The organism is Kluyvera ascorbata, assembly GCF_023195735.1.
Taxonomy (GTDB): Bacteria; Pseudomonadota; Gammaproteobacteria; order Enterobacterales; family Enterobacteriaceae; genus Kluyvera; species Kluyvera ascorbata.
Map to the genome: position 1 here is coordinate 264,843 of NZ_CP096201.1, position 25,748 is coordinate 290,590.

Sequence of the window (25,748 nt, forward strand, 5' to 3'; positions counted from 1 at the left end):
AGAGGGAACCGCACGATTGCAACTCAAAGCAGCCGGAAGTTCGCATCAGGCGTCATTTTTGCCGGAACCAGACTGTCTTTCACCATTTCCTTCAGGTCTATCTCAATAGCGTTGCATATCGCATTGAGCGGCAGGTCGTTATCTTCAGTACCGAAAGGGTCCTCGAGTTCGGTGGCGATAGCGTCGAGTGCCAGTAGTGCGTAGGTGGTGAAAATAGAAAACAGCAGCGTCATAAAGCCAAAATCATGAATCAGCAGCAGCGGATAGACGGCGCAAAAAATACCGACCGTCCGGTGAAGCAGCAATGAATAGGCGTAGGGAATTGGCGTATTGCTGATACGCTCGCAGCCCCCCTGAATAGTGCTCATCTGATTCAAATAGTCATTGAAATTACGGTACACAAACTCGTTGGGCCGATGCAGATAAAGCCACTGCCCGATATTTTGCAGCAGGGCGTTGCAGGGCGTCGTGAGGTGTTGGTAGTCCAGCGCGCGTGAAACCGGTACTGGCCCATGACGCAGTTTGGCTTTTAAGGTTGCGCAGTAGGTGACAACCAGGTCCAGTATCACCATTTTCTCTTCCGGGCTGGCCTTGGTGGTATTGATCACTTCCCGCATGAGCGATCGGCTCGCGATGAGCAGATCCCCCCACAGTTTGCGCGCTTCCCAGTAGCGCAGCCACGCCGTATTGTTGCGAAACCCGATAAAGACCGATATTGAAATCGACACGCCGATAAAATAAAACGAGCTCTCTTTTGCGATAATGCCGTGCAGGTGCATCAGCGGCAGCAAGAATAGATACGCGATGTTCAGCATGATGAAAAAACAGAGCTGGGGGGAAATTTTTCTCATGATAGACCCGCGCCATGAGAATAACTTACGCAACCAGGTTTGCTCCGGCCTGACGATCATGGGTTATGCCTTCTCTGGGGACAACGCTAAAATCGAGTCATAAACCATCTGTAGGCGCTCCAGGTAATGAGCAAATACGCGGGTTTTGTCATTAATGGAAATATGGCGGTCCAGATTACCCTGCATGTCGATGCAGGCAGACGGTAGCTCAATACGACCAAGCTCGGCGGATTCCGCTTCGAAGTGGATCTCTATTTCACCAAAAAGACGTGAACGAATAATATTGATGTAGACGCCATCGAACACGCACACGCAGAGACGGCCTTTTTCACTAGGCTGAATATAATGATGGTATAAACGTCCAGTGGTGGTGATTTGGGTGATAAGTTCCATGGAATAGAGATTCCAGTATTTATCCATTTTATTTTTCTGATTAAAAATCAGAAGCGATTTTTCTTCCGCAGAAATAGCGCTAGTGGTCATCTTATTTACTTATCGATATAGGTGGTTTAGGTATATGTAATGCGGCAACGCCACATTACATGGCATTATGGATAACGTCGTACTGGGTCACAAAATTGATATAGTCACGAAGTACCGCAGGGTTATGCGTTTTGCTCTGGTAAATCATCCAGAGATCTATTTTTTGTACTTCCCATTGCGGTAAGAGGGCGGCGAGCTGGCCGCTTTGCAAATAGGGTTTAACGATATATTCGGGCAAAATCGCGACACCGGTTCCCTGCAGCGTTTGCTGCAAGATATAGGTCAGATTATCGCTGGTATGGCGCAGCGGCATCGTCAATTCATAGGACTCATCGCGCTGGAAGAGCGTAATGCTTTTCCAGGTGCGGTGGATTATTAACTCGCAGGTTTTCAGCGCGTCAGGATGCTGAATATCGTGCAGTGATTTGTACTCTGGCGTGCAGACGATAAAACGGTTAAACGTCCCAAGAAAACGGCCAATGCAGGTATCATCGGATGGTTTACCGATGCGGTAGGCCACGTCAAACTCACTGCCCACTGAGCCGTAAAAGGAGTCGGCGGTTAACAGCTCAAGTTCGATATCCGAATGCGTCTGCAAAAACTGATGGTGTACCGCGGGAAGAATGCTCGCCATAAAACCCGGTGGCGCGATGATTTTCAGCTTTCCTCCGGTCTTGCTATGCAGCGCCTGGACCGTTCGGTCTCCGCGAACGCTGGCATCCACTATCTCATGGCAGTAGGCGAGGTAGCGCTCTCCGTCGGCCGTCAGCGATATTTTGCGCGTCGTGCGATTTAACAATCTGAGGTTGAGATACTCCTCAAGAGCGCTAATTCTCTGGCTGATGCGAGATTTTGTCATACCCAGTTCAGCGGCGGTTTTTGTAAATGAACCGTTTTCAACCAGCAGCGCAAAAAGCGCCATATCCTGAACGTGCTTGAGCATAACTTAACCTTAATGTATGACAGCGCGAAATTATACGGAGGGGTAATTGTCCTGTATATACCGGATTGTTTAATTCCTCACAGCGAATTGTTTAATTATCCGCACTAACAAAATAACATACTTCCGATATGAACAATGTGGCAATAAGCGTAAATAATAAAGTAGCTGTTGAATGCCTCTTACTGGTTATAAATATAATCAATGATGATTATTTTTGCTGATTATTTTCCTCGCCGTGATAGCCAGGTTAAAAAACAGTACGAAAGGAAGTGAATAATAAATATATGTTTCTAAAGCGTAAATAAGGTAGGCCGGATAAGCGAAGCGCCATCCGGCTCGATGTTGCACCGTGCCGGATGGGCCAGTTTGCCAGGTTAGTTCAGCGTAATACGCGCGACGCTATCCGGCCCTTTGGTGGAGTTATCTTTGTTGAAGTCCTGCTTCAGCGTCACGTACAGCGTGTTGCCATCATCAGAAAGCAGCAGGCTGTTCGGATGCGTACTGAAATCCCAGCTCTGCTTCACGGCATAGCTGGTGGCATCAAGACGCAGGACTTTTTTCGACTCGCGCTGGCTGATGAAGATCTCATTGCGCTTCGCGTCAAACTTAATACCCAGCGCATCGCCGTCAATACGTTTAATCACTTTGCCGGTGTGCTCATCAAAGACCAGCGTGGTTTTGGCCTTAGAATCATCGGTGACGAACAGGCGGCCGGTTTTTGGATCTTCCGCCATATTCAGCAGTAGATATTCCTTACCGTCGGCAGGCGTCCAGCGCTGCTCGATTTTGTAGCTTTGCGGGTTGATGACCAGCACTTCGCCGCCGCCGTTGGTCGCGTAAATGCGTTTAGTCACCGGAGAATAGATGATGCCGGTAACCCATTTACCTGCGTTATCGATACGCGCTTTCACGGTCATGGTTTTAGCATCGACCACCGAAATATAGCCCGGGTCGGCGACGCGGCCGATAAACAGCAGACCTTCGTGGAACAGCACCTCACGTGCGCCCGCAGGGTCACCGTCTTTGTCTTTGCCGTCGAGCATCAGACGTTGCATCACCTTGCCACTTTTCGCGTCCACTTTTGACACCCCGCCATCCAGCGAGTTGGTGACGTAGAACGTCTTGCCATCGCTATCGACCGCCATGCCAAAGTTTTTCAGATCGGTATGGGTGATACCGGTGACGGCAAGCGAGGTAGGGTCTACGCGATAAATCACGCCGCCGTTCACATCTTTAAAGCTCTGCGCGCTGGCAACAAACAGTGATTTCTCGCCGGAGAACAGCGCCATTTCATACAGACCATCGCCCAGCGCATTTTGCGTGACGCCAGCAGCGGTTTTCAGCGCCGCGGCGCTCTCGGCAGGCTGCGCATTTTCAGCAAGGGCAGGCAGCGAGTGGAGGGTAAAAGCAGCGACGAGTGCGGCGCAGAGCGCCGTTTTGCGCGGGCTGAATAACGTTACCATTCGAAACTCCATCATTGGATAAGCGGTTCCCGGCAGAGGCTGTGCGGTGACGGGACAATGTAATAAGAATGAGAATCATAATTATTTATCACAAATGCGCAAATTCGCCGATCCTATTTTTCAGTGGTCACGCACCCACATCTGTGCAAATTGAGCGCAAGCGAAGCGGGGAATTATGTCAACACTTTGATAATAAACATGTATACATTTCCTTACATTTAACTGATAAAACAGACTGCTTCATTTAAAGCGAGTAATTATCATTGGCATTCTCATTTGTGGTCGTTATCGCTTTTTATGCAGCTCAAAAGCTTACGGAAAAGCGCGTCATTTCTCGGCGCTGCGAGCGGAAAGACCTCACTCACAACAACAAGATCTGATGGGACCTAATATGTTTTTTAACGGCAGGGAAATCAGCGGGAAACCGCTCACCGTTTCGCTTCTTGCGCTAGCGATTCATGGCTTCGTTCACCAGGCTCAGGCCGCAGAAACCAGTCAGGAGATGGTGGTCTACGGCAGCGGAGAAAGTACGTCCGACGAGCAGCAGGATTACGCGGTAAAAACTACGCATGCGGGCACCAAGATGAATCTGGCACCGCGTGATATTCCGCAGTCCGTCAGCGTCGTCACGCACCAGCGCATGCAGGATCAGGACCTGCAAACGGTAGACGAAGTGTTGACCAACGCGACCGGCGTGTCGTCGCAGCAGATTGACTCTGAACGCAGCTATTACTACTCGCGCGGTTTTGAAATCACTAACTTCTCCTACGATGATATTCCCACCTCGCTGGGCGATGCCTGGAACTATGGTGATGCGGCGGAAGATACCGCCATCTATGACCGTATTGAGGTGGTGCGCGGCGCTAACGGGCTGATGACCGGGGCGGGCGACCCGGGCGCGACGGTCAACATGGTGCGCAAACGGGCTGACAGTAAGGTGGCAACCGGCAATATCAGCGCCAGCTATGGCAGCTGGAACAAGCAGCGCTATGTCGCCGACCTCTCTACGCCGCTGAACTCTGACGGCAGCCTGCGTGGGCGCATCGTCACCGGCTATCAGGATCAGGACAGCTGGCTTGACCGCTACCATAAAACCAAGAAATTCTTCTATGGCGTGGTGGATGCGGATCTTACCGACAGCACCACCGTGTCGCTGGGTTGGGACTACCAGAAATCTAATACCGGGAACCCAACCTGGGGCGGGCTGCCAAGCCTCTACAGCAACGGCACGCGTACGCACTATGACCGCAGCACCAACACGGCGGCAGACTGGACGCGCTATCAGGTTGAGTCCCGCAAGGTGTTTGTCGACCTGACCCACGAATGGGATAACGGCTGGTCGTATCGCTTTAATGGCACCCACGGCGAGCAGACCTTCAATGACACGCTGCTGTACGTGATGGGCAACCCCGATGCCGATACCGGCGACGGTGCCACCGGTTGGGGAAGTAAAGATAAAGGCAAACGTACCGTCGATTCCTTCGATACCTACGCCAACGGGCCATTTAAGCTATTGGGGCGTCAGCATCAGCTGATGGCCGGTGCGAGCTACAGCCGTCAGCACAACGCCACCTTCAGCCAGGATGGGCCGATGGATGCCAGCCAGATTGGTATCTTTGATAACAACTGGAACGGCAGCGTAGCGCAGCCGGAATGGGGCGACTGGTATCAAAATGCCGACGACATTGTGCGGCAGAAATCAGCCTATACGGCGGCTCGCCTGTCGCTTGCCGATCCGCTATCGCTGATTATTGGCGCGCGCTATACCCAGTACAGCACCGACGGCAGCAGCGGCGATATGCGCAAATATAACATCACACCGTACGGCGGCCTGGTGTATGACCTGACCGAAAGCCTGTCGGCCTACGCCAGCTACACCTCAATTTTCGCACCACAAACCAAACGTTCGGTCGATGGTTCATGGCTGTCGCCGGTGACCGGTAAGAACTATGAAACCGGCCTGAAGGCGGACTGGGCGGACGGGCGCTTAACCACCAACTTCGCGGTGTTCCGTATTGAGCAGGAAAACGCGGCGGAAGAGGTGAGCGGTGAGTTTGTCAACGGCTCCAGCGAGCAGGCGTACCGTTCGACCAGCGGCGCGGTGAGTAAAGGGGCAGAATTTGAGGTTAACGGCGCGGTCACCGATAACCTGCAGCTGACCTTCAGCGCTACGCGCTACGTTGCCACGGATAGCGATGGTCGCTACAACAGTTTTGCGCCGCAGACCCAGCTTAAGCTGTTCACCCGCTACCGCGTGCCGGTGATGCCTGAGTTGACCATCGGCGGCGGTGCGAACTGGCAAAACCGGGTCTATAAAGACGTGACCGGGCCGGACGGCGAAACTCAGCGTCTCTACCAGAGCAGCTACCCGCTGGTGAGCCTGTTCGCGCAGTATCAGGTCACTAAACAGCTGGCGGTGCAGGCCAACGTCAACAATCTGTTTGACCGTGAATACTACTCGTATCTGGATGATTCCGCGGTGTACGGTGAGCCGCGTAACGTCTCGGTCAGCATGACCTACGCTTTCTAAAACCACGCCCCGGCTTCACGCCGGGGCTACTCCTGCCGGGGTTGGGCAACCTGGCGGCGGATTTCCTCTAGCACTTCATCCAGAATAAACTGTACACGCCAGGGCTGATATTCACGTTTGCGGTAGATAGCCACCAGATCGAGCCACCATTCGTACTGTTCGGCGAAGCAGGGAGCGAGTACTCCGGATTGAATATCGGCCTGCACGCTACTTTTAGGTGCAAAGACAATGCCCAGCCCGTTGCGCGCCAGCTCAAGTGCCGCCTGAGTGTTGTCGCAGATGTAGTTGCCGGTAACGCGAAAGTCACGAACCTCCTGGCTTCCGGCGAGGCTAAAGCGCCAGATGTTGGCGTCATTAATTAGCATTGAATCCATCAGAATACAGGAGTGTTTGTCGAGATCGTCCGGCGAGCTGATAGGGTGCTCCGCAAGATACTGGGTGCTGGCATAGGCGCTGACCGCATATTTCGCGATAAAGCTTGCCACTAAGGATTCATTTTTGGGTTGCACGCAGGAAATTAAAATATCGCAGTCATCAGGAAATTCGGAACCTTCATAAAATGACTTTCGTTCCAGATTAAATGTTTTCAGATATAAACTGATGTTTCCGATATCTTTTATGGTATTTACCACGTTGCGTGCCAGATAGGCGTTAATCATTGTTGGTGAGTAAATCGTGACGCGGCCATTTTTTTCATGCTTATAGTCAGCCACGAAATGATTAAGTTGGTTTTCTTTTTCCAACAGGTCGTTAACGTAAGGCAGCAGTGATTCGCCAAAGCGAGTTGGCGTGAGCTTACGCGAACTACGCTCAAAAATTTTAAGCCCAATTTTTGATTCAACATCAGAAAGATAGCGGCTGACATTGGCCTGAGCCATGCCCAGCACGGTAGCAGCGTGGCTAATATTTTCGCTGGCGGCCACCACCGATATTATTTTTAATTCCTGAGGCTTAATCTGAAGTTTCTTCATTGCCCAGCTCTATATATAAATTGATATAGATCTATATAAATATTGAGATTGCATCAATATAAATACGAATATTATCATACTTGACACTAGGGTATTATATTAGGTCGGGACAACGGGAATGTCAATTAAGCGTAATGCGGCGCTGCTTTTAATTATGTCTTTTATTTCAGGTATGTCATCGGCAGCGTTATCGGTTGGGGCAGGAGCGGTATTTAATGAATCTATTTATCGCGGATATAATGAAAATACTCATGCGGTGCCTATTGTTAATTACGAAGGCGATTCATTTTATATTCGCCAGACCACGCTAGGCTACGCATTCTTTAAAAATCAGCGCGATGAAGTCAGCCTGACGGTCTCCTGGCTGCCGCTGACCTTCGATCCGTCGGATAACGACGATAGCGCTATGAAGCAGTTAGATAAGCGTAACAGTACCGCAATGGCCGGCGCGGCGTGGTATCACCACGAAAAGTGGGGCAGCGTGAAAGTTTCGGCGGCGGCGGATATTCTGGATAACAGCAACGGCTGGGTGGGGGAACTCTCTTATTTCCGCGTGCTGCCAGTGGGCCGTTTGGCGATTATCCCTGCGCTGGGGGTTTATTACTATGACGATAGCTTCAACCGCTATTACTACGGCGTGTCGAGGGCGGAATCTCGCCGCAGTGGATTAGCACAATGGTTGCCGGGCAGCAGCTGGATGCCATACGTTGGGCTGACGATGAAGTACCCGCTGACCAACAACCTGATGCTGACGGCAAATGCGAGCTACAGCGTGCTGCCGGATGAAATTAAAAATAGCCCGATGGTTGATCGTGATGGCAGTTTTACCCTGTTGACTGGGGTGACCTGGCGGTTCTAGGGTTTAGTGCAATCCCGGCGGCGCTTCGCTTGGCCGGGCTACACGCGCATGCAGCCCAGGCGAGGCGTTTACGCCGACCCCGGGGAAGCGCGCATAAAAAAAGCCAGACATTCGTCTGGCTTTTTGTCGTTCAGGCAATGTGCCTTAGCGCATGGTCACGAACTCTTCCGCCGCCGTAGGATGAATCGCCACGGTGTTATCGAAGTCCTTCTTGGTCGCGCCCATCTTCAGCGCCACGGCGAAGCCTTGCAGGATTTCATCCATGCCGAAGCCAATACCGTGAATACCGACGATCTTCTCTTCCGGGCCAACGCACACCAGCTTCATGCGGCACGGCTGACGGTGTGAAGTCACGGCGGTATACATCGCGGTGAAGGAGGATTTATAGACCTTCACGGCGTCGTCACCGTACTGCTCACGCGCCTGCGGCTCGGTTAAGCCCACGGTGCCGATTGGCGGGTGGCTGAAGACCACGGTCGGGATATTGCTGTAGTCCAGATGTTCGTCCGGCTTGTTGTTAAACAGACGCTCGGAGAGGCGACGGCCTGCGGCTACCGCTACCGGGGTCAGCTCTACCGCACCGGTGTTATCACCCACGGCATAAATACCCGGAACGTTGGTGTTCTGGAACTTATCAACGACGATGTAGCCTTTATCGTTGGTTTTCACGCCCGTTGCGGCCAGATTGAAGTTATCGTTCGCCGGTTCGCGACCAATCGCCCAAATCAGGCAGTCGACGGTCTGGCTGCGGCCGTCTTCCAGCTCCAGGGTCAGGCTGCCATCGGCATTCTTGACCACCGCTTTTGGAATCGCATTGGTATGCAGCTGCGGGCCTTCGGCGTTCATCACCTCAAGGAGCGTCTCGACGATTAACGGGTCGAAGCTGCGCAGCGGCGCGTGTTTACGCACGAACAGATGGGTTTCAGAGCCCAGACCGTTGATAACGCCTGCCAGTTCCACGGCGATATAGCCTGCACCCACCACGGCAACGCGCTTCGGCAGCGCCGGCAGCTCGAAGAAACCGTCGGAGTCGATACCGTATTCCACGCCTGGAATATTCGGGTGGCTCGGACGACCGCCTGTCGCGATCAGAATATGATCGGCGGTGATCGTCTCACCGTTTACTTCGATGGTTTTGGCATCGACGAAGCGCGCAAAGCCCTTAATCACATCAACCTTGTTCTTACCCAGTACGTTGTCGTAAGAGGTATGAATGCGGTCGATGTAGGCGGTACGGCTGGCAACCAGCTTGTCCCAATCGAAGTTATTGATGGTGGTGTCGAAACCGTAGTCCGGGCCATACATGTGAATTGCTTCGCGAATCTGCGCGGCATGCCACATCACTTTTTTCGGTACGCAACCAACGTTCACGCAGGTGCCGCCGAGATCTTTGGCTTCGATTAACGCGCACTTCTGGCCATACATGGCCGCACGGTTAATGGAGGCGATACCGCCGCTGCCGCCGCCAATGGCGATGTAGTCGTAATGTTTGGTCATGGCCGCTCCTGAATGTTTATTGTTGAGTGGGTGAGCCTCATGCTCCCCGTCAAAATACTCGCGATTGTATACCTGAAACTGATAGGTTCCACCGATGCCTGCAATTACTCCGGCACGATCCAGTTTACCAGCGTATGACCGGTACCTGCCGGAACCAGCTTGCTGTGCAGCCACGGCAGCACGTTGTTCATCTGCGCTTCCAGTTTCCACGGCGGGTTGATAACAATCATGCCGGAAGCGGTCATGCCGCGCTGATCGCTGTCCGGACGCACCGCCAGCTCAATTTGCAGAATTTTGCGAATGCCGGTCTCTTCGAGGTCGCGGATCATGCGCTTGATTTGCTGGCGCAGCACTACCGGATACCACAGGGCATAGGTGCCGGTGGCAAAACGCTTGTAGCCATCGTTGATACCGCTCACGACCGCCTGGTAGTCGGTTTTAATTTCGTACGGCGGGTCGATAAGGATCAGGCCGCGACGAGAAGCCGGTGGCAGCTTGGCTTTCAGCTGCTGGTAGCCGTCGGCACGATCAACGCGGGCGCGGTTATCTTTCTGGAATTCAGAGCGCAGCAGCGGGAAATCGCTCGGGTGTAGCTCGGTCATCTGCAGGCTGTCCTGCTCGCGCAGCAGCTGGCGGGCAATCAGCGGGGAGCCAGGGTAGTAGCGCAGCTGGCCGGTGCGGTTGAAGTGTTCCACCACGGAGATATACGGCACCAGTTCTTCCGGCAGGTCGTCCTGCTGCCAGATGCGGGCGATTCCTTCCAGGTATTCCCCGGTTTTTTCGGCGTGCTCGCCACTCAGCTGATAGCGGCCTGCACCGGCGTGGGTGTCCAGATAGAGAAACGGTTTCTCTTTCTCTTTCAACGATTCAATGATCAGACTCTGAACGGTGTGTTTTAAAACGTCGGCGTGGTTGCCTGCGTGAAAGCTGTGGCGATAACTGAGCATGGATGCGGATATTCCGGGAATTAAACAAGATAGCTGACAGTTTACCGCAGATCCGCGCAGATTACCGCTGTAGCGCTGCGTCGTTTCCATTTGTGGCAATACTGTTGCAAAACGTGAACGTGTCATAAAAACGTCAAACGACAGGTTTAGCGTCAACGGCAGGCAAGGTAATTGTTTGAATAAAAGGAAAATAATGAAACTGCAAATCACACTGCTGGCCGCTGCGATGGCGCTGGCAATGCCGGTACTGGCAAAAGACGTTTCCGTGAATCAGGCGGCGACAATCGCTAACACCGTGACGCCAACGGCGGTCAGTCCGGCATTTGACGCGCTGGAAGGGCAATCGCTGACGGCGCTGCGTGCGGCGCTGAAAGGCGACGCGCCGACGCTCACCCGCGACCAGCTGGAAAAAGCGAAGCAGAGCAAAACGCAGGCCGATAAAGCCTGGCTCAAGGCCAGTGGCTATGACTTCCAGACCAAAGCCAACCAGCAGGCCGGTATCGAACTGCTCTCGGCGTTCAGCGCCCTGCCTGAGACGGTAGTGAAGCAGAACCTGGCGACGGTGACCGATATTAACCGTGATGCGACCCAAACTGCCCGCCACCAGGCGCTGGCGGATGCGGAAGGCATCAACCACCTTTACTTCCTGAGCGATGCAATGGGGCCACGTTTGGGCAAAGCGTTTATCGCGGCCTACGACAAAGGTGAGCTCAGCAAAGCGGCAGCGCTGATTAAAGCCTCCGAAGTGAGCACCAGCGCGGCGAAAAAACACTTCAATAACCCGCGTCCGTTCCTGATTCAGGGCAACACCATTCACCTGGTGCCGGACGATGTGGTGATTAAAGATAACCATCCGTATACCGCCGACGGCGGCTCATTCCCAAGCGGCCATACCAACACCGGCTATACCGACGCGCTGCTGATGGCGGAGATGATCCCCGAGCGTTTTGACGCGCTGGTGACTCGCGGCGCGCGCTATGGCTACTCGCGTATCGTGCTCGGCGTGCACTACCCGCTGGACGTCATGGGCTCCCGCATGGTGGCGCAGCGTAACGTTGCCCACTACCTGAACGACGCGAAGTTCCGCGCGCTGTTTAACGAAGCCCGCGACCAACTGCGCGCGGCGCTGGAGAAAGAGTGCGGCACGACGCTGGCTGAATGCGCAAAAACGGCGGGTAAAGATGACCCGTACCGCGACCCGGCGATGCGCGATTTCTACCGCTTTACCATGACCTACGACCTGCCGCAGCAGAAGGGTGAGAAGCAGACCATCACGGTGCCGCAGGGCGCTGAAGTGCTGCTGGAAGCGGCGCTGCCGAATCTCTCTGCCGCACAGCGTCGCGCGCTGATGGTGAAAAGCGCGCTGCCGGCGGGTTATCCGCTGTCAGGCACCACCGCTGACCAGCAGTTCTGGCAGCGTCTGAACCTGCCTGCCGCCTATGAAATGGCGAAAAAGCCGCACTAATTAGCGCAGCATGTTGAGGGAAGGCGGTACCGGCTGCGGTATCGCCTTTTTTAAATGTGCATGTAGCCTTGCAATCTCCGGCGATTGCGCCGAAGCCTTCGGCCACACCAACCAATAACCATCCCCGGTAGCGACGGCGTCGTTAAAGGGCAGCGTCAGCAGACCGCTGGCGAGCGCCTCCTGGCTCAATAGCAAATCACCAATGGCGACCCCATGCCCACCAATGGCGGCCAGATAGCCCTGCTCAAGGGTATCGAACACCTTACCGCGCGCGGTATTCAGCGTTGAGAATTGCCCGGTTCGTTTTAGCCAGCGCCGCCAGTCGCGGCGATCCGGTGAGGGGTGAATCAGCTCGCAGCGCTCGAGATTTTTCCTGGCCTGTGCGGAGATCTGGGGGGCACAGATAGGTATCAGCCACTCTTCAAACAGCAACTGACTTTGTGTCCCGGAACCAAATTGGCCGTCGCCCAGCAAAATGGCGCAGTCGTAGGGTTCCCGGCTGAAATCAACCGTATCGGTATCCATCCACACGCTGGAGAGCGCAATTTGCGGTGAGGTGAGCGGTTGAAGTGCTGCCAGCAGCCAGCGCATTGTCAGCGTGGACGGTGCTTTCAGGCGAAGCTCGCGACGACGATGACCAAATGCCTCGCAGGCTCGCTCCAGACTTTGAAAGCCCTCACCGAGCTGTGCCGCCAGCGTTTGTCCGGCATCGGTGACGGTGACGCGCGGCCCGTGGCGCTGAAAGAGCGCGCAGTCGAACCATTGCTCCAGCGTGCGGACATGACGGCTCACCGCGCCGGGCGTCACGTTGAGTAATTCAGCGGCTTTGCTGAAGGAGCCTAAGCGAGCAGCGGCTTCAAAAGCGCGCAGGGCGTACAGCGGCGGTAGCGACATAGTGATGTTCTATTGTGAGTTTTACTCACATTGAAGCGTAGTTTTTTCCGTTTTTCAATGCGCGGCCCGCGCCGAATAATGGGTGTGCCGTGCAGGTCTGTTAATCATCAGGAAAAAACCATGAATCTGACGTTACTTGCCGCCTATATGCTGGCGGTATTATTGCTGCTAGCAACGCCCGGCCCGGTGGTGGCGCTGGTCACGGGAACCGCCGCGCGGGAAGGCAGCCGCCGGGCGTTTATCACGGTGATAGGAACTAACGCCGCGTCGCTGGTGCTGATTGTGCTGGCAACCCTGATGCTGCTCGGCGTGGTGGCATTGTCACCGGTCATGCTGTCGCTGCTGGGGATGGCGGGCTCGCTCTATATCGGCTGGAGCGCCATCAGCAGCTTGATGCACAAGGCGCAGGAGGTGCAGATGACTCCTGCGCGCGGCGGCCTGCTGAAGGGCTTTCTTATTGGTATTTCAAATCCGAAGGACATCCTCTTTTTTGTCGCCTTCTTCCCACAGTTTATTGCCGTCACGCAGGACTTCACGCTGAGCATGCTGACGCTCTCGCTGGTGTGGGTGCTGTTTGATGTTACCGTGTTGTCGCTCTATATCCTGACGGTTCAACGCTTGCTGTCAGGAAAGTATGCGCTTCGCCTCGAACGCCTCTCCGCGCTGTTTTTACTGGCCGTTGCGCTGTTCGGCATCGTTTACAACGTCGGTGAAATGAGTGCCCACTATCATTGAAATTCCCCCAACTATCCCCCATTCTAGATCTATCGCTAAAGCGCCGATGAGCGCTTCATTTCTTTCTTAGACCAGGACTGCGCATATGACCAATCCATTACTGACCCCCTTCGACCTACCGCCGTTTTCCCAGATTCAGCCCGAACATGTTGTCCCTGCCGTGACCAAAGCACTGAACGACTGTCGTGAGAATGTGGAACGCGTAGTGGCGCAGGGCGGGCCGTATAGCTGGGAAAACCTCTGCCAGCCGTTGGCGGAAGTGGACGACGTGCTGGGGCGTATTTTCTCGCCGGTGAGCCACCTGAACTCGGTCAAAAACAGCCCGGAGCTGCGTGAAGCCTATGAGCAGACGCTGCCGCTGCTGTCGGAATACAGCACTTGGGTCGGTCAAAACGAAGGGCTTTACAACGCCTACCGCGACCTGCGTGATGGCGATAACTACGCCACGCTGAACACCGCACAGAAAAAAGCGGTCGATAACGCGCTGCGTGATTTTGAACTGTCCGGCATCGGTCTGCCGAAAGAGAAGCAGCAGCGCTACGGCGAAATTGCGACGCGTCTGTCAGAGCTTGGCAACCAGTACAGCAACAACGTGCTCGATGCCACCATGGGCTGGAGCAAGCTGGTTGCCGATGAATCTGAACTTTCTGGCATGCCGGAAAGCGCGCTGGCCGCGGCGAAAGCCCAGGCTGAAGCCAAAGAGCAAGAAGGTTACCTGCTGACGCTGGATATCCCAAGCTACCTGCCGGTGATGACCTACTGCGACAACCAGGCGCTTCGTGAAGAACTGTACCGCGCCTACTCCACTCGCGCCTCCGACCAGGGACCGAACGCCGGGAAGTGGGATAACACGCCGGTGATGGAAGAAATTCTGGCGCTGCGCCACGAGCTGGCTCAGCTGCTGGGCTTTGAAAGCTACGCCTTTAAATCGCTCGCCACCAAAATGGCGGAAAACCCACAGCAGGTGCTCGACTTCCTGACCGATCTGGCCAAACGGGCCCGTCCGCAGGGTGAAAAAGAGCTGGCCCAGCTGCGCGCCTTCGCCAAAGCCGAATTTGGCGTTGATGAACTGCAACCGTGGGATATCGCCTACTACAGCGAAAAACAGAAGCAGCACCTCTACAGCATCAGCGACGAGCAGCTGCGCCCGTACTTCCCGGAAAACAAGGCCGTTAACGGTCTGTTCGAAGTGGTTAAGCGCATTTACGGCATCACCGCCAAAGAGCGTACCGACGTTGACGTCTGGAATCCGGAAGTGCGCTTCTTCGAGCTGTATGACGAAAGCAACGAACTGCGCGGCAGCTTCTACCTCGACCTGTACGCCCGCGAGCACAAGCGCGGCGGGGCGTGGATGGATGACTGTGTCGGCCAGATGCGTAAACTCGACGGCACGCTGCAAAAACCGGTCGCCTACCTGACCTGTAACTTTAACCGCCCGGTGAACGGCAAACCGGCGCTGTTTACCCATGACGAAGTGATCACCCTGTTCCACGAGTTTGGTCACGGCCTGCATCATATGCTGACCCGCATCGAAACCGCTGGTGTTTCCGGTATCAGCGGGGTGCCATGGGATGCCGTCGAACTGCCAAGCCAGTTTATGGAAAACTGGTGCTGGGAGCCGGAAGCGCTGGCGTTTATCTCCGGCCACTATGAAACCGGCGAACCGCTGCCGAAGGAACTGCTGGATAAAATGCTGGCGGCGAAAAACTACCAGGCGGCGCTGTTTATCCTGCGTCAACTGGAGTTCGGTCTGTTCGACTTCCGCCTGCACGCCCAGTATGACCCGCAGCAGGGCGCGAAAGTGCTTGAGACGCTGGCCGAAATCAAGAAACAGGTCGCCGTGGTACCAGGTCCAACTTGGGGTCGTTTCCCGCACGCTTTCAGCCACATCTTTGCGGGTGGCTATGCGGCAGGCTACTACAGCTACCTGTGGGCCGACGTGCTGGCGGCAGATGCCTTCTCTCGCTTTGAGGAAGAAGGGATCTTCAACCGTCAGACCGGGCAGTCGTTCCTCGATAACATCCTGACCCGCGGTGGTTCTGAAGAGCCAATGGCGCTGTTCAAACGCTTCCGTGGCCGTGAACCGCAGCTTGATGCGATGCTTGAGCACTACGGCATCAAGGGTTAACTCGTTCGTGAAAATTTGTCTACTTGATGAAACGGGCGCCGGAGACGGCGCCTTATCTGTTCTTGCCACCCGCTGGGGGCTGGAACAGGACGACGACAACCTGATGGCGCTGGTGATGACGCCGGAGCATCTGGAACTGCGTAAACGCGACGAGCCAAAGCTTGGCGGCATCTTCGTGGATTTTGTCGGCGGGGCGATGGCGCACCGGCGTAAATTCGGCGGCGGTCGCGGTGAAGCGGTGGCGAAAGCCGTGGGCGTGAAAGGCGGCTATCTGCCTGACGTGGTGGATGCGACGGCGGGGTTGGGGCGTGATGCGTTCGTGCTGGCTTCCGTTGGCTGCCGAGTGCGGATGCTGGAGCGTAACCCGGTGGTGGCGGCATTGCTCGACGATGGCCTGGCGCGCGGTTACGCCGACCCGGAAATTGGCCCGTGGTTGCAGGAGCGGCTACAGCTGATTCATGCCTCCAGCCTGACGGCGTTAACGGATATCACCCCGCGTCCGCAGGTGGTGTATCTTGACCCGATGTTCCCGCATAAGCAGAAAAGCGCGCTGGTGAAAAAAGAGATGCGCGTGTTTCAGTCGCTGGTGGGACCGGATCTGGATGCGGATGGTCTGCTGGAACCGGCGCGTCAGCTGGCAACCAAACGCGTGGTGGTGAAACGCCCGGATTACGCGCCGCCGCTGGCGGACGTGGCGACACCGAATGCGGTGGTCACCAAAGGGCATCGGTTTGATATTTATGCGGGGACGGCGGAGTAATTTCCCCTAACCCTCTCCCCAAAGGGGAGAGGGGATCGACCGCGCGGCCTGCACTCTCTGCCTTTCCCCCTCGCCCCTATGGGGAGAGGGCCGGGGTGAGGGGGCTTGCACAATCTTAAACAAACGGTGCCAGCGGGTCCGCAATCTCAAACGCCACTGCACGATCCGCTTTCGGTGGATAAATCAGTTCGCTGACAATCGACACTTTCAGCTTCTTCGCCTCTTCACGCGTCAGCTTTACCTGCTGATCCCAGCCTTCACTGTACACCGCACCCCATGCACCCAGATCCAGACAGGTAACGTACATCTCCTGACGATACGGCAGCGGGGCGACATTCAACAGGCTTGCTGCCACGTTGTTACCGGCAAATTTGCCTAGCAGAATGGCGTGCTGGCAGGTCATCAGCGCATGGTTGCCCTTATCGTCGGTGGCTGCGTAGGCGACGTCGCCGGTGGCGTAAATGTCTTCGTGCCCTTCAACCTGAAGATTTGCGTTCACGTGCAGACGACCCTGGTGGTCGCGCGGCGCATCAATCTGCGCCGTCAGACCATTAGCCTGAACGCCGACGGTCCAGATAATGGTCTGGGAGGCAATAACCTGCCCATCTTTCAGCGTTACGCCGGACGCATCCACGCTTTCCACTTCCGCATTCACCAGCCACTCCACGCCCAGCTCGGCAGAGGCTTCGATAATCACATCGCGTAACTCTTTGCTCCAGCGCCCGCCCGGCTGCGCGCCGCGCTCAACTACGACAACTCTGGTCTTAGCATCTTCACCCAGAATTTCACGCAGACGGCCCGGAAGCTCCAGCGCCATCTCAATCCCGGTGAAGCCGCCGCCGCACACGACTACGGTGTTACGCGCGTCGCTCTCAGGCTGGCCGGCCAGATCTTTCAGATGCTGCTCCAGCACCGTCGCGCTTTCCAGTTGGTCAAGGTCGAACGCATGTTCGGCGGCACCGGCAACGATATCGCGGTTGACGTGGCTGCCGCTGGCAAGCACCAGACGGTCGTAACGGCGCAGACGCACTTCACCGTTCTCGTCTTTCCAGCTCACCTCTTTCGAGGCCGGAAGGATCTGCTCAACGGTGCCGCGCAGGAATTTAACGCCGGTGACGTCGAACAGCGGCATCAGTGGCGAAACCAGCGTCTGAACGTGGCTTTCATAAAAACGCGGACGAACGCGCAGCTCCGGCTGTGGCGCAATCACCGTAATATCAACGGCCTGCTGGTGTTTGTCTGCCAGACGCGCGGCGCTCAGCGCTGCCCACATACCGGCAAAACCGGCACCGACGATCAGAATTTGTTTACGCATTAGGTTTGTCTCACTGTTCACTACGATTAATTGACTAGGATTTTATTGGTCGTAGTTAAGGATTGCAATGTGATTCGTGTCGGTAATCGCACCAGAAGACACATTTTGATTTTATCTATTTGATATTTAATTAATTAAATTTTTAATTGCTCGGTATTTATGCTTGCTGTCTGGAATGCGTCTGGCGAAAAAGCTACAATAACTCAGATTCATTTTGGCTGAGATAAGAGCGCATGGCATTCTACAGTTCTGGGGTTGAGTACGGCATACATAGTCTGATGTGCATGGTGGACGGCAAAGGGGATGCCCGCGATATGAGCGTGCGCGAAATTGCTGAGCTGCAAAGCGTGCCCTATGACTATCTGGCCAAAATCTTTACCCGCCTGTCGAAAGCCGGGCTGGTGCGCAGCATCGAAGGGAAGGGCGGCGGTTTTCAGCTGGCGAAACCGGCTGAGGACATTACGGTACTGGACGTGGTCAACGCTATTGACGGCGATAAGCGTATTTTCGAGTGCCGGGAAATTCGTCAGCGTCTGGCGGTCTTTGATGAGCAGCCGCCGGAGTGGGCCTGCGAAGGTATCTGCGGCGTGCGTTCGGTGATGGACATGGCGCAGCAGCGAATGGAAGAGGCGTTAGGCCAGCATACGATTCTGGACCTGGCGCGTAAGATGTACCGCAAAGCGCCTGACACCTTCGTGGTGGAAGTGCAGGAGTGGATTGCCGGGCGCAAAGGCTAGAAATAAAAACGCCTGCATAGGCAGGCGTTTTCACGATGCTCGATGAGAGATTTATTCTTCTTCGTCGTCGCGCAGCGGAACAATCAGCATATCAACGTGAACGGTGTTGATAAGCTGACGAGCAGAAGACATCAGTTTGCTCCAGAAATCCTGGTGATGACCGCAGACAACCAGGTCCATATCGTATTTCTTGATAGCATCAACCAGCACCTGACCCAGGTCGCCGCTACCGCTCAGGGTTTCGGTGATTGGGTAGCCTGCACCAGTAGAGAGTTCGCTCAGCGCGTGGTGAGTCTCTTCGGAGATTCGTTTCTGCATGTCGCCCAGATTGACGTCAATCAGCCCGGTGTAGAGATCGGAATAGTTCACGTCAACGTGAATCAGAGAGACTTTCGCATTGTAAGGGCGAGCCATTGATACCGCTTTCTCTACCAGTACTTTGCTCTCTGGTGAAAGGTCGACGGCGATAAGAATGTGTTTGTAAGCCATAGTGTTACTCCTTCCATAAAGTTGTCGATGACTGTTGGACCAGACAGCCCATGCGCTGTCCCTTGCCCGCGTCCTGCGTGCTATCTGCGCGGGGTTTGCCCTTAAAGACCTAATTGTAGAAGATATTTCTACCTTATATTGGCCTTGGGGCGCCGTCAATGCATCCGGTTCGCCAATTAGTTAAACAAATTTTTCCATCTTACGTATTGATAACGATTAACCTTGTGGTAAAAAATTTAACTGATCTCCTACACTATTTAATGAGCCGGTCGAATAAATAAACGTGATCGGAATCGCACTCTTTTACTGAGGTGTTGGTGGGAAATTGGGGAGCGGTATGCCCTGGGGGATATCTCTGAGGGCTGGTCGCCGGGGAGGAGTTATGATCAGCACAATTGCGCTGTTTTGGGCCCTGTGTGTCGTTTGTGTGGTGAATATGGCACGTTACTTCTCATCGTTACGTGCGTTATTGGTTGTACTACGAGGTTGCGATCCCTTGCTCTATCAGTATGTCGATGGCGGTGGTTTTTTCACCTCTCACGGCCAGCCGGGCAAGCAGATGCGTCTGGTCTGGTACATCTACGGGCAGCGTTACCGCGACCATCACGACGATGAGTTTATCCGTCGCTGTGAGCGCGTTCGCCGTCAGTTTATTTTGACCAGTTCACTTTGTGGATTGGTGGTCATTAGCTTAATTGTTTTGATGATTTGGCACTGAGTAAAAAAAACGGGCCAGTTTCCTGACCCGTTTTTATGTTTTTATCACTGTGAGCTTAGATAAGCTTCAGCGAGATCCAGTACAGCACGCCGGACAGAATGATAGAGGCCGGCAGGGTGAAGACCCAGGCCATCAGGATGTTGGTCACGGTTTTACGCTGTAACCCGCCGCCATCGACCAGCATGGTACCCGCCACGGAAGAGGAGAGTACGTGCGTCGTGGAAACCGGCATCCCGGTATAACTTGCCAGACCGATGGACACCGCAGAGGTCATCTGCGCGGCCATGCCCTGTGCGTAGGTCATACCTTTCTTACCGATTTTCTCGCCGATAGTGGTAGCAACACGGCGCCAGCCGATCATGGTACCAATGCCCAGCGCCAGTGCGACGGCCATAATAATCCAGATTGGCGCGTACTCAATGGTGCTCAGCATGTCGGTTTTCAGTTTCTTCAACAGACGCTGATCGTCGGCATTCACTTCCGGCATCTTCGCCACTTTATCGGTGGTGTCAGAGATGCAGAGCATGATGCGACGAAGCTGACCACGCTGCTCTACCGAGAGTTTATCGTAGCTCTCGATTCCTGACAGCATCGCCTTCGTGCGGTCAAGCGCGTTCATGGTGTTCGCCGGGTGACAATGGAACTCAGTGGCTTGCAGTGCTTCAGGGGTTAACGGGTCAGCGCTGTTTTGTACTTTCAGCAGCAGCTCAGGGCGCTGCTGGAAGAAGGTTTCAACGTTGTTGACCGCATCGCGGGTACGGGTGATTTCGTAGCCGGAAGCGTTCATGTTAACCACGAAACCTGCCGGAGCAACGCCAATCAGTACCAGCATCACCAGGCCAATGCCTTTCTGACCATCGTTCGCACCGTGGGAGAATGCCACGCCAATTGCGGAGAGGATCAGAGCAATACGAGTCCAGAACGGCGGCTTTTTCTTACCGTCTTTCTTTTCACGTTCAGCAGGAGTCAGGTGGATACGAGCACGTTTTTTGGTACCGCTCCAGAAACGACGCAGCACGAAAATCAGACCGCCAGCAAACACCAGACCCACAATTGGCGACACGATCAACGACGCGAAAATGTTAATCACTTTCGGGATGTTGAGTGCATCAACCACGGACGTTCCGGTCATCAGCGCATTGGTTAAACCAATACCGATGATGGCACCGATAAGCGTGTGGGAGCTGGACGCAGGCAGACCGAAGTACCAGGTGCCGAGGTTCCAGATAATAGCCGCCAACAGCATGGAAAAGACCATGGCGAGGCCGTGAGCGGAGCCCATATTGAGCAACAGATCCGTCGGCAGCATATGCACGATGGCATAAGCTACACTCAGGCCGCCCAACAGAACGCCGAAGAAGTTAAAGATTGCGGCCATTGCAACAGCAAGCTGCGAACGCATGGCGCGGGTATAAATTACGGTGGCCACTGCGTTAGCCGTATCATGGAAGCCGTTAATCGCTTCGTAGAAAAGAACAAACAACAGTGCCAGTACTAACAACAGCCCGGTATGTAAATCCAGACCAGCAAACAAATGTAACATAGGACGTTACGCCATTTTGAGGACATGAACGCGCGGCATTATCAGGGACATTGGCGGCGCGGGCAAAGTGAAATCTCTATTTTTTTTGATATTTATCCATGTAATTTTAAAGGTCGAAAAGAATTATTTATTTTGTATCAATCGGATAAGTCGGGTTTGCGGATATTTCACTGGTACGACTTCGGTGAAAAATTTACAATTCCCGACAATACCTAAGTTGAGGATAGTGCGTGGAAAGGTTTGATGCCATTGTAGTGGGTGCCGGAGCGGCAGGAATGTTTTGTGCCGCCATGGCTGGACAGGCAGGGCGCCGCGTTTTGCTGCTGGATAACGGCAAGAAACCGGGGCGTAAAATCCTGATGTCCGGCGGCGGTCGCTGCAATTTTACTAACCTTTATGTCGAACCCGCGGCATATCTGAGCCAGAACCCGCATTTCTGCAAATCTGCGCTAGCGCGCTATACCCAATGGGACTTTATCGACATGGTCGGTAAGCACGGCATTGCCTGGCATGAAAAGACTCTCGGGCAGCTTTTCTGCGATGACTCCGCCGATCAAATCGTGGCGATGCTGGTTGCCGAGTGCGAAAAGGGCAATGTCACCACGCGTCTGAGAAGTGAAATCCTGAGCGTCACCCGTGATGACGAGGGCTACACGCTTGTGCTTAACGGTGATGAAGTGTCGGCCAATAAGCTGGTCATTGCCAGCGGTGGCCTGTCGATGCCGGGACTCGGGGCGACGCCTTTCGGCTATAAGGTGGCCGAGCAGTTTGGTCTGAAAGTATTGCCAACCCGCGCGGGCCTGGTGCCATTCACTCTGCATAAACCGATGCTCGAACAGCTACAGGTATTGTCTGGCGTGTCGGTGCCGTCGGTCATCACCGCGCAGGACGGCACGGTATTCCGCGAAAGTCTGCTTTTCACCCACCGCGGACTATCTGGCCCCGCAGTGCTGCAAATCTCAAGCTATTGGCAGGCGGGTGAGTTCGTGAGCATTAATTTACTGCCGGATATCGACCTGGCGGATTTCCTCGACGTGCAGCGCGCCGAGCACCCGAACCAGAGCCTGAAAAATACGCTGGCGATGCAGCTACCAAAACGGCTTGTCGAGTGCCTGCAACAGCTTGGGCAAATCCCGGACGTCACGCTCAAACAGCTTAATATCCGCGATCAGCAAACGCTGGTCGATACGCTGACCGACTGGCGCGTGCAGCCAAACGGCACCGAGGGCTATCGCACGGCGGAAGTGACGCTGGGCGGCGTAGACACCAACGAACTTTCTTCGCGCACCATGGAAGCGAAAAAAGCGCCGGGGCTCTACTTCATTGGCGAAGTGATGGACGTGACCGGCTGGCTGGGCGGCTATAACTTCCAGTGGGCGTGGTCCAGCGCCTGGGCCTGTGCCCAAGCGCTGGCGGAATAAGCCATTAATTCTGCTGGCTAAAGAGCCGCAGCAGCATCTCCACCTGTTCGTCGAGCGGGGCTAAATCCCGTTTGACGATCAGATGCAGCGGCGTGGCGCGCCGTACGCCGTGGCTAAGCGGCAGCGTCTTTAAAATTCCCTGCGCCAGTTCGTTCTGAATTCTCTCCTCCGGCAGCCAGCCGTATCCTACCTGATACATCACCGCATCGATGGCCGCATCAATAGTCGAAAAGGTCCACGCGTCGCGTTCGGCCTGTTGGTCACTGTTGTTATCGGCGATGCGGATCAGCGGCCAGGCGCGAAGGTGCTCATCGCTGAGCGTCTCTTCGTGCTGGAAAAGGGGATGATCGCGATGGGCGACGGCAACAAAATCAATGTTCATCAACCATTCGCCGCGCCCGGTAATGTCCTGGCGGCGGGTCAGCACCATCACGTCTGCCTCGGCCTGAATGGCATCGTTGCCGCTGGCGTTCTCCAGCACTTCAGTTAAGCGCACCTGCGTCTGCGGATAGCGCTGCTGAAACTGGCGCAAAATGGCAAACAGCCGCTCACGCGGGAAAATACTGTCGACCACTAAATCCAGCCGGGTGCGCATACCTTCGCGCAGTGTGGCTGCGCGGGTCTCTACCCAGGCAAAGGCCTTCAGTAGCGGTTTGACCTGGGCCAGCAGCAGTTCGCCTGCCGGGGTTAATACCGCACGGCGGCCTTCCGGAATCAGCAGCGCCACGCCGAGACGCTCTTGTAATAGCGCCAGGTTGTAGCTCACCGACGACTGGCTGCGATGGGTCTCTTCCGCCGCTTTGGCAAAGCTCCCGAGCGCTACCACCTTCTCCAGCAGCGCCCATTGTTCCAGCGTTGTCTTGTGCATAATTGATTCAAAAAGTAGATGGGTTTCATTAAAACATAGCGTTATTCATTTATTTTTTAAAGCAATAAGATCTCTGCATCGACACAAGGAGATTTAATCATGAGCAACTTTGATAAACACGATTTGAGCGGTTTCGTTGGCAAACATCTGGTCTATACCTACGATAACGGCTGGAACTACGAAATTTACGTCAAAAACGACCACACTCTGGATTACCGTATCCACAGCGGCATCGTGGCGAATCGTTGGGTGAAAGACCAGCAGGCGTATATTGTCCGCGTAGGTGAAAACATCTACAAAATTTCCTGGACTGAACCGACCGGTACCGATGTGAGCCTGATTGCAAACCTGGGCGACAAACTGTTCCACGGCACCATCTTCTTCCCACGTTGGGTGATGAACAATCCGGAAAAAACCGTGTGCTTCCAGAATGATCACATTCCGCTGATGAATAGCTATCGTGATGCAGGCCCGGCCTATCCAACAGAAGTTATTGATGAATTTGCAACGATTACCTTCGTTCGCGACTGTGGGGCCAATAACGACAGCGTAATTAACTGCGCGGCGAGCGAATTGCCGAAAGATTTCCCTGCTAATTTACGCTAGGGCTTACCACAGCAATACGCGTTATTTATTACACTAATATTCAACGGATATTAAAATGAGCCATAAATAAAGTACTTGTTTAGAAAACGTTGAATTATGTGAGTCTGAGCCCAGTTTCAATGCAAACTGGGCTTTTTTTTTACAAAAATTCAGTGAGAACAATGACCTTTATAAAGTATTGATTTTGTTTATTAATCATTTATTGCATGAATCCGTATTTCTTTCTTAATCTTATCCTAAGATAACACTGATACTTTTACTGCAATTCAATGTTGTAGGTTTAATTATCACGTCTATCTATTCCTGATTTTAACAACACCGCGATAAGCACCGTTTTATTCTCGAATCAGGCGTACTCATTTGCGTTATAGGGTAAGGAACATTCATGAGTGATTTTCTGCCGTTTTCACGTCCCTCTATGGGCGAGGCGGAGTTCGCAGCGCTGAAAGAGGTGCTGCAATCGGGTTGGATCACCACCGGACCAAAAAACCAGGCGCTGGAAGAGGCGTTTTGCGCCCTGACGGGAAACCGTTTTTCAATTGCCGTGAGTTCCGCGACCGGCGGTATGCACGTTACGTTGATGGCCCTCGGCATTGGTCCTGGCGATGAAGTCATCACCCCTTCGCAAACCTGGGTTTCTACCCTCAATATGATCGTTCTGCTGGGCGCGACCCCGGTGATGATCGACGTCGATCGCGACAATCTGATGATCACCCCAGAAGCGGTTGAAGCGGCAATTACTCCGCGCACCAAAGCGATTATTCCCGTGCATTATGCTGGCGCGCCGGCGGATATCGACGGGCTGCGCGCAGTGGCTGAACGCCACGGCATTCCGCTGATTGAAGACGCGGCGCATGCGGCGGGCACCTACTACAAAGGCCATCATGTTGGCTGGCAGGGAACGGCGATTTTCTCCTTCCACGCCATCAAAAACATGACCAGCGCGGAAGGCGGGCTGATTGTTACCAACGACGAACAGCTGGCAAACCGCATTCGCAGCCTGAAATTCCACGGTCTTGGCGTTGATGCCTACGACCGCCAGACCCACGGCCGCGCGCCGCAGGCGGAAGTAATTAGCCCCGGATTTAAGTACAACCTGGCCGATATCAACGCCGCGCTGGCGCTGGTTCAACTGGGCAAGCTGGGCCAGGCCAATCAGCGTCGTAGCGATATCGCGCAGCGCTACGTGCAGGAACTGGCGGACACGCCTTTCCAGCCGCTGGCCGTACCGAGCTGGCCTCACCTGCACGCCTGGCATCTGTTTATTATTCGCGTAGATGAGCAGCGCTGCGGTATCAGCCGCGATGCACTGATGGAACAGCTCAAGGCGCAAGGTATCGGCACCGGGCTGCACTTCCGTGCGGCGCATACGCAGAAGTACTACCGCGAGCGCTTCCCGGAACTCTCTTTGCCCAATACCGAATGGAACAGCGCGCGTATCTGTTCGCTCCCTCTTTTCCCGGATATGACCGATGACGACACCACCCGTGTCATTACGGCGCTCCATCAGTTAGCAGGCCGTTGA

At 54.5% G+C, this 25,748-nt stretch carries 23 protein-coding genes; 11 read left to right on the top strand and 12 right to left on the bottom strand.

The window, feature by feature from the left end; translation table 11 throughout:
- Positions 1-23 precede the first annotated feature (23 nt).
- The 4 genes from MY052_RS01190 to MY052_RS01205 form a co-directional block, all read right to left on the bottom strand.
- The gene (locus MY052_RS01190) at positions 24-851 is read right to left on the bottom strand and encodes a bestrophin family protein (protein WP_248538076.1); all 828 of its coding nucleotides are present in this window, start codon (positions 849-851) and stop codon (positions 24-26) included.
- Between the two features lie 63 nt (positions 852-914).
- Positions 915-1,334, bottom strand: a complete 420-nt coding sequence (locus MY052_RS01195) for a hypothetical protein (protein ID WP_035893906.1) — start codon at positions 1,332-1,334, stop codon at positions 915-917.
- A 55-nt stretch (positions 1,335-1,389) separates the two neighbouring features.
- A complete protein-coding gene (locus MY052_RS01200; protein ID WP_248538077.1) occupies positions 1,390-2,277 on the bottom strand; it encodes a LysR family transcriptional regulator in 888 nt (295 codons plus the stop codon).
- 374 nt (positions 2,278-2,651) lie between these two features.
- Positions 2,652-3,740 (bottom strand): YncE family protein, encoded by a 1,089-nt coding sequence (locus MY052_RS01205; protein ID WP_248538078.1) that lies wholly within the window; start codon positions 3,738-3,740, stop codon positions 2,652-2,654.
- 391 nt (positions 3,741-4,131) lie between these two features.
- Here MY052_RS01205 and fhuE point away from each other — a divergent pair, with 391 nt between their 5' ends.
- Entirely contained in the window at positions 4,132-6,270 is a 2,139-nt protein-coding gene (fhuE, locus tag MY052_RS01210; RefSeq protein WP_248538079.1) for a ferric-rhodotorulic acid/ferric-coprogen receptor FhuE, read from the top strand.
- A gap of 26 nt (positions 6,271-6,296) precedes the next feature.
- Here fhuE and MY052_RS01215 read toward each other — a convergent pair whose 3' ends face one another.
- Positions 6,297-7,241 carry a LysR family transcriptional regulator gene (locus MY052_RS01215; RefSeq protein WP_248538080.1) on the bottom strand — a complete coding sequence of 315 codons (945 nt, stop codon included), beginning with the start codon at positions 7,239-7,241 and terminating at the stop codon, positions 6,297-6,299.
- A 118-nt stretch (positions 7,242-7,359) separates the two neighbouring features.
- On the opposite strand from MY052_RS01215, the gene MY052_RS01220 reads away from it, so the two are divergent.
- On the top strand, positions 7,360-8,100 hold the full coding sequence (locus MY052_RS01220) for a MipA/OmpV family protein (RefSeq protein WP_248538081.1): 741 nt from the start codon (positions 7,360-7,362) through the stop codon (positions 8,098-8,100).
- Positions 8,101-8,244: 144 nt separating this feature from the next.
- On the opposite strand, the gene gorA is transcribed toward MY052_RS01220, so the two are convergent.
- Both gorA and MY052_RS01230 read right to left on the bottom strand, forming a co-directional pair.
- Entirely contained in the window at positions 8,245-9,597 is a 1,353-nt protein-coding gene (gene gorA, locus MY052_RS01225; protein WP_035893896.1) for a glutathione-disulfide reductase, read from the bottom strand.
- Positions 9,598-9,701: 104 nt separating this feature from the next.
- A complete protein-coding gene (locus MY052_RS01230; RefSeq protein WP_202217021.1) occupies positions 9,702-10,544 on the bottom strand; it encodes a 23S rRNA (adenine(2030)-N(6))-methyltransferase RlmJ in 843 nt (280 codons plus the stop codon).
- Positions 10,545-10,737: 193 nt separating this feature from the next.
- Between MY052_RS01230 and MY052_RS01235 the strand changes: the two genes are divergently transcribed.
- Entirely contained in the window at positions 10,738-12,009 is a 1,272-nt protein-coding gene (locus MY052_RS01235; RefSeq protein WP_202217022.1) for an acid phosphatase, read from the top strand.
- Here the strand turns inward: MY052_RS01235 and MY052_RS01240 are convergent, their stop codons facing one another.
- The gene (locus MY052_RS01240; RefSeq protein ID WP_248538082.1) at positions 12,010-12,903 is read right to left on the bottom strand and encodes a LysR family transcriptional regulator; all 894 of its coding nucleotides are present in this window, start codon (positions 12,901-12,903) and stop codon (positions 12,010-12,012) included.
- A 120-nt stretch (positions 12,904-13,023) separates the two neighbouring features.
- Here MY052_RS01240 and MY052_RS01245 point away from each other — a divergent pair, with 120 nt between their 5' ends.
- From MY052_RS01245 to rsmJ, 3 genes are all read left to right on the top strand, one after another.
- Positions 13,024-13,638, top strand: coding sequence for a LysE family translocator (locus tag MY052_RS01245; RefSeq protein ID WP_248538083.1), 615 nt, complete (start codon positions 13,024-13,026; stop codon positions 13,636-13,638).
- An 85-nt stretch (positions 13,639-13,723) separates the two neighbouring features.
- A complete protein-coding gene (prlC, locus tag MY052_RS01250; protein WP_035893886.1) occupies positions 13,724-15,766 on the top strand; it encodes an oligopeptidase A in 2,043 nt (680 codons plus the stop codon).
- 7 nt (positions 15,767-15,773) lie between these two features.
- Positions 15,774-16,526, top strand: coding sequence for a 16S rRNA (guanine(1516)-N(2))-methyltransferase RsmJ (gene rsmJ / locus MY052_RS01255; protein WP_248538084.1), 753 nt, complete (start codon positions 15,774-15,776; stop codon positions 16,524-16,526).
- Between the two features lie 115 nt (positions 16,527-16,641).
- Here the strand turns inward: rsmJ and MY052_RS01260 are convergent, their stop codons facing one another.
- On the bottom strand, positions 16,642-17,841 hold the full coding sequence (locus MY052_RS01260; RefSeq protein WP_248538085.1) for an NAD(P)/FAD-dependent oxidoreductase: 1,200 nt from the start codon (positions 17,839-17,841) through the stop codon (positions 16,642-16,644).
- 233 nt (positions 17,842-18,074) lie between these two features.
- On the opposite strand from MY052_RS01260, the gene MY052_RS01265 reads away from it, so the two are divergent.
- Positions 18,075-18,578, top strand: a complete 504-nt coding sequence (locus tag MY052_RS01265) for an RrF2 family transcriptional regulator (protein ID WP_035894836.1) — start codon at positions 18,075-18,077, stop codon at positions 18,576-18,578.
- Positions 18,579-18,629: 51 nt separating this feature from the next.
- Here the strand turns inward: MY052_RS01265 and uspA are convergent, their stop codons facing one another.
- Positions 18,630-19,067 carry a universal stress protein UspA gene (uspA, locus tag MY052_RS01270; RefSeq protein ID WP_035894835.1) on the bottom strand — a complete coding sequence of 146 codons (438 nt, stop codon included), beginning with the start codon at positions 19,065-19,067 and terminating at the stop codon, positions 18,630-18,632.
- A 382-nt stretch (positions 19,068-19,449) separates the two neighbouring features.
- Between uspA and uspB the strand changes: the two genes are divergently transcribed.
- Entirely contained in the window at positions 19,450-19,785 is a 336-nt protein-coding gene (uspB, locus tag MY052_RS01275; RefSeq protein ID WP_248538086.1) for a universal stress protein UspB, read from the top strand.
- A 55-nt stretch (positions 19,786-19,840) separates the two neighbouring features.
- Here uspB and pitA read toward each other — a convergent pair whose 3' ends face one another.
- Positions 19,841-21,328 (bottom strand): inorganic phosphate transporter PitA, encoded by a 1,488-nt coding sequence (gene pitA, locus MY052_RS01280; RefSeq protein WP_035894833.1) that lies wholly within the window; start codon positions 21,326-21,328, stop codon positions 19,841-19,843.
- A 230-nt stretch (positions 21,329-21,558) separates the two neighbouring features.
- On the opposite strand from pitA, the gene MY052_RS01285 reads away from it, so the two are divergent.
- Positions 21,559-22,749 (top strand): BaiN/RdsA family NAD(P)/FAD-dependent oxidoreductase, encoded by a 1,191-nt coding sequence (locus MY052_RS01285; protein ID WP_248538087.1) that lies wholly within the window; start codon positions 21,559-21,561, stop codon positions 22,747-22,749.
- A gap of 4 nt (positions 22,750-22,753) precedes the next feature.
- On the opposite strand, the gene MY052_RS01290 is transcribed toward MY052_RS01285, so the two are convergent.
- Complete coding sequence (locus tag MY052_RS01290) at positions 22,754-23,617, bottom strand: LysR family transcriptional regulator (RefSeq protein ID WP_035894831.1); 864 nt, start codon at positions 23,615-23,617, stop codon at positions 22,754-22,756.
- Positions 23,618-23,713: 96 nt separating this feature from the next.
- Between MY052_RS01290 and MY052_RS01295 the strand changes: the two genes are divergently transcribed.
- Positions 23,714-24,223, top strand: coding sequence for a phenolic acid decarboxylase (locus MY052_RS01295; protein WP_202218056.1), 510 nt, complete (start codon positions 23,714-23,716; stop codon positions 24,221-24,223).
- Positions 24,224-24,608: 385 nt separating this feature from the next.
- The gene (gene arnB / locus MY052_RS01300) at positions 24,609-25,748 is read left to right on the top strand and encodes a UDP-4-amino-4-deoxy-L-arabinose aminotransferase (RefSeq protein WP_248538088.1); all 1,140 of its coding nucleotides are present in this window, start codon (positions 24,609-24,611) and stop codon (positions 25,746-25,748) included.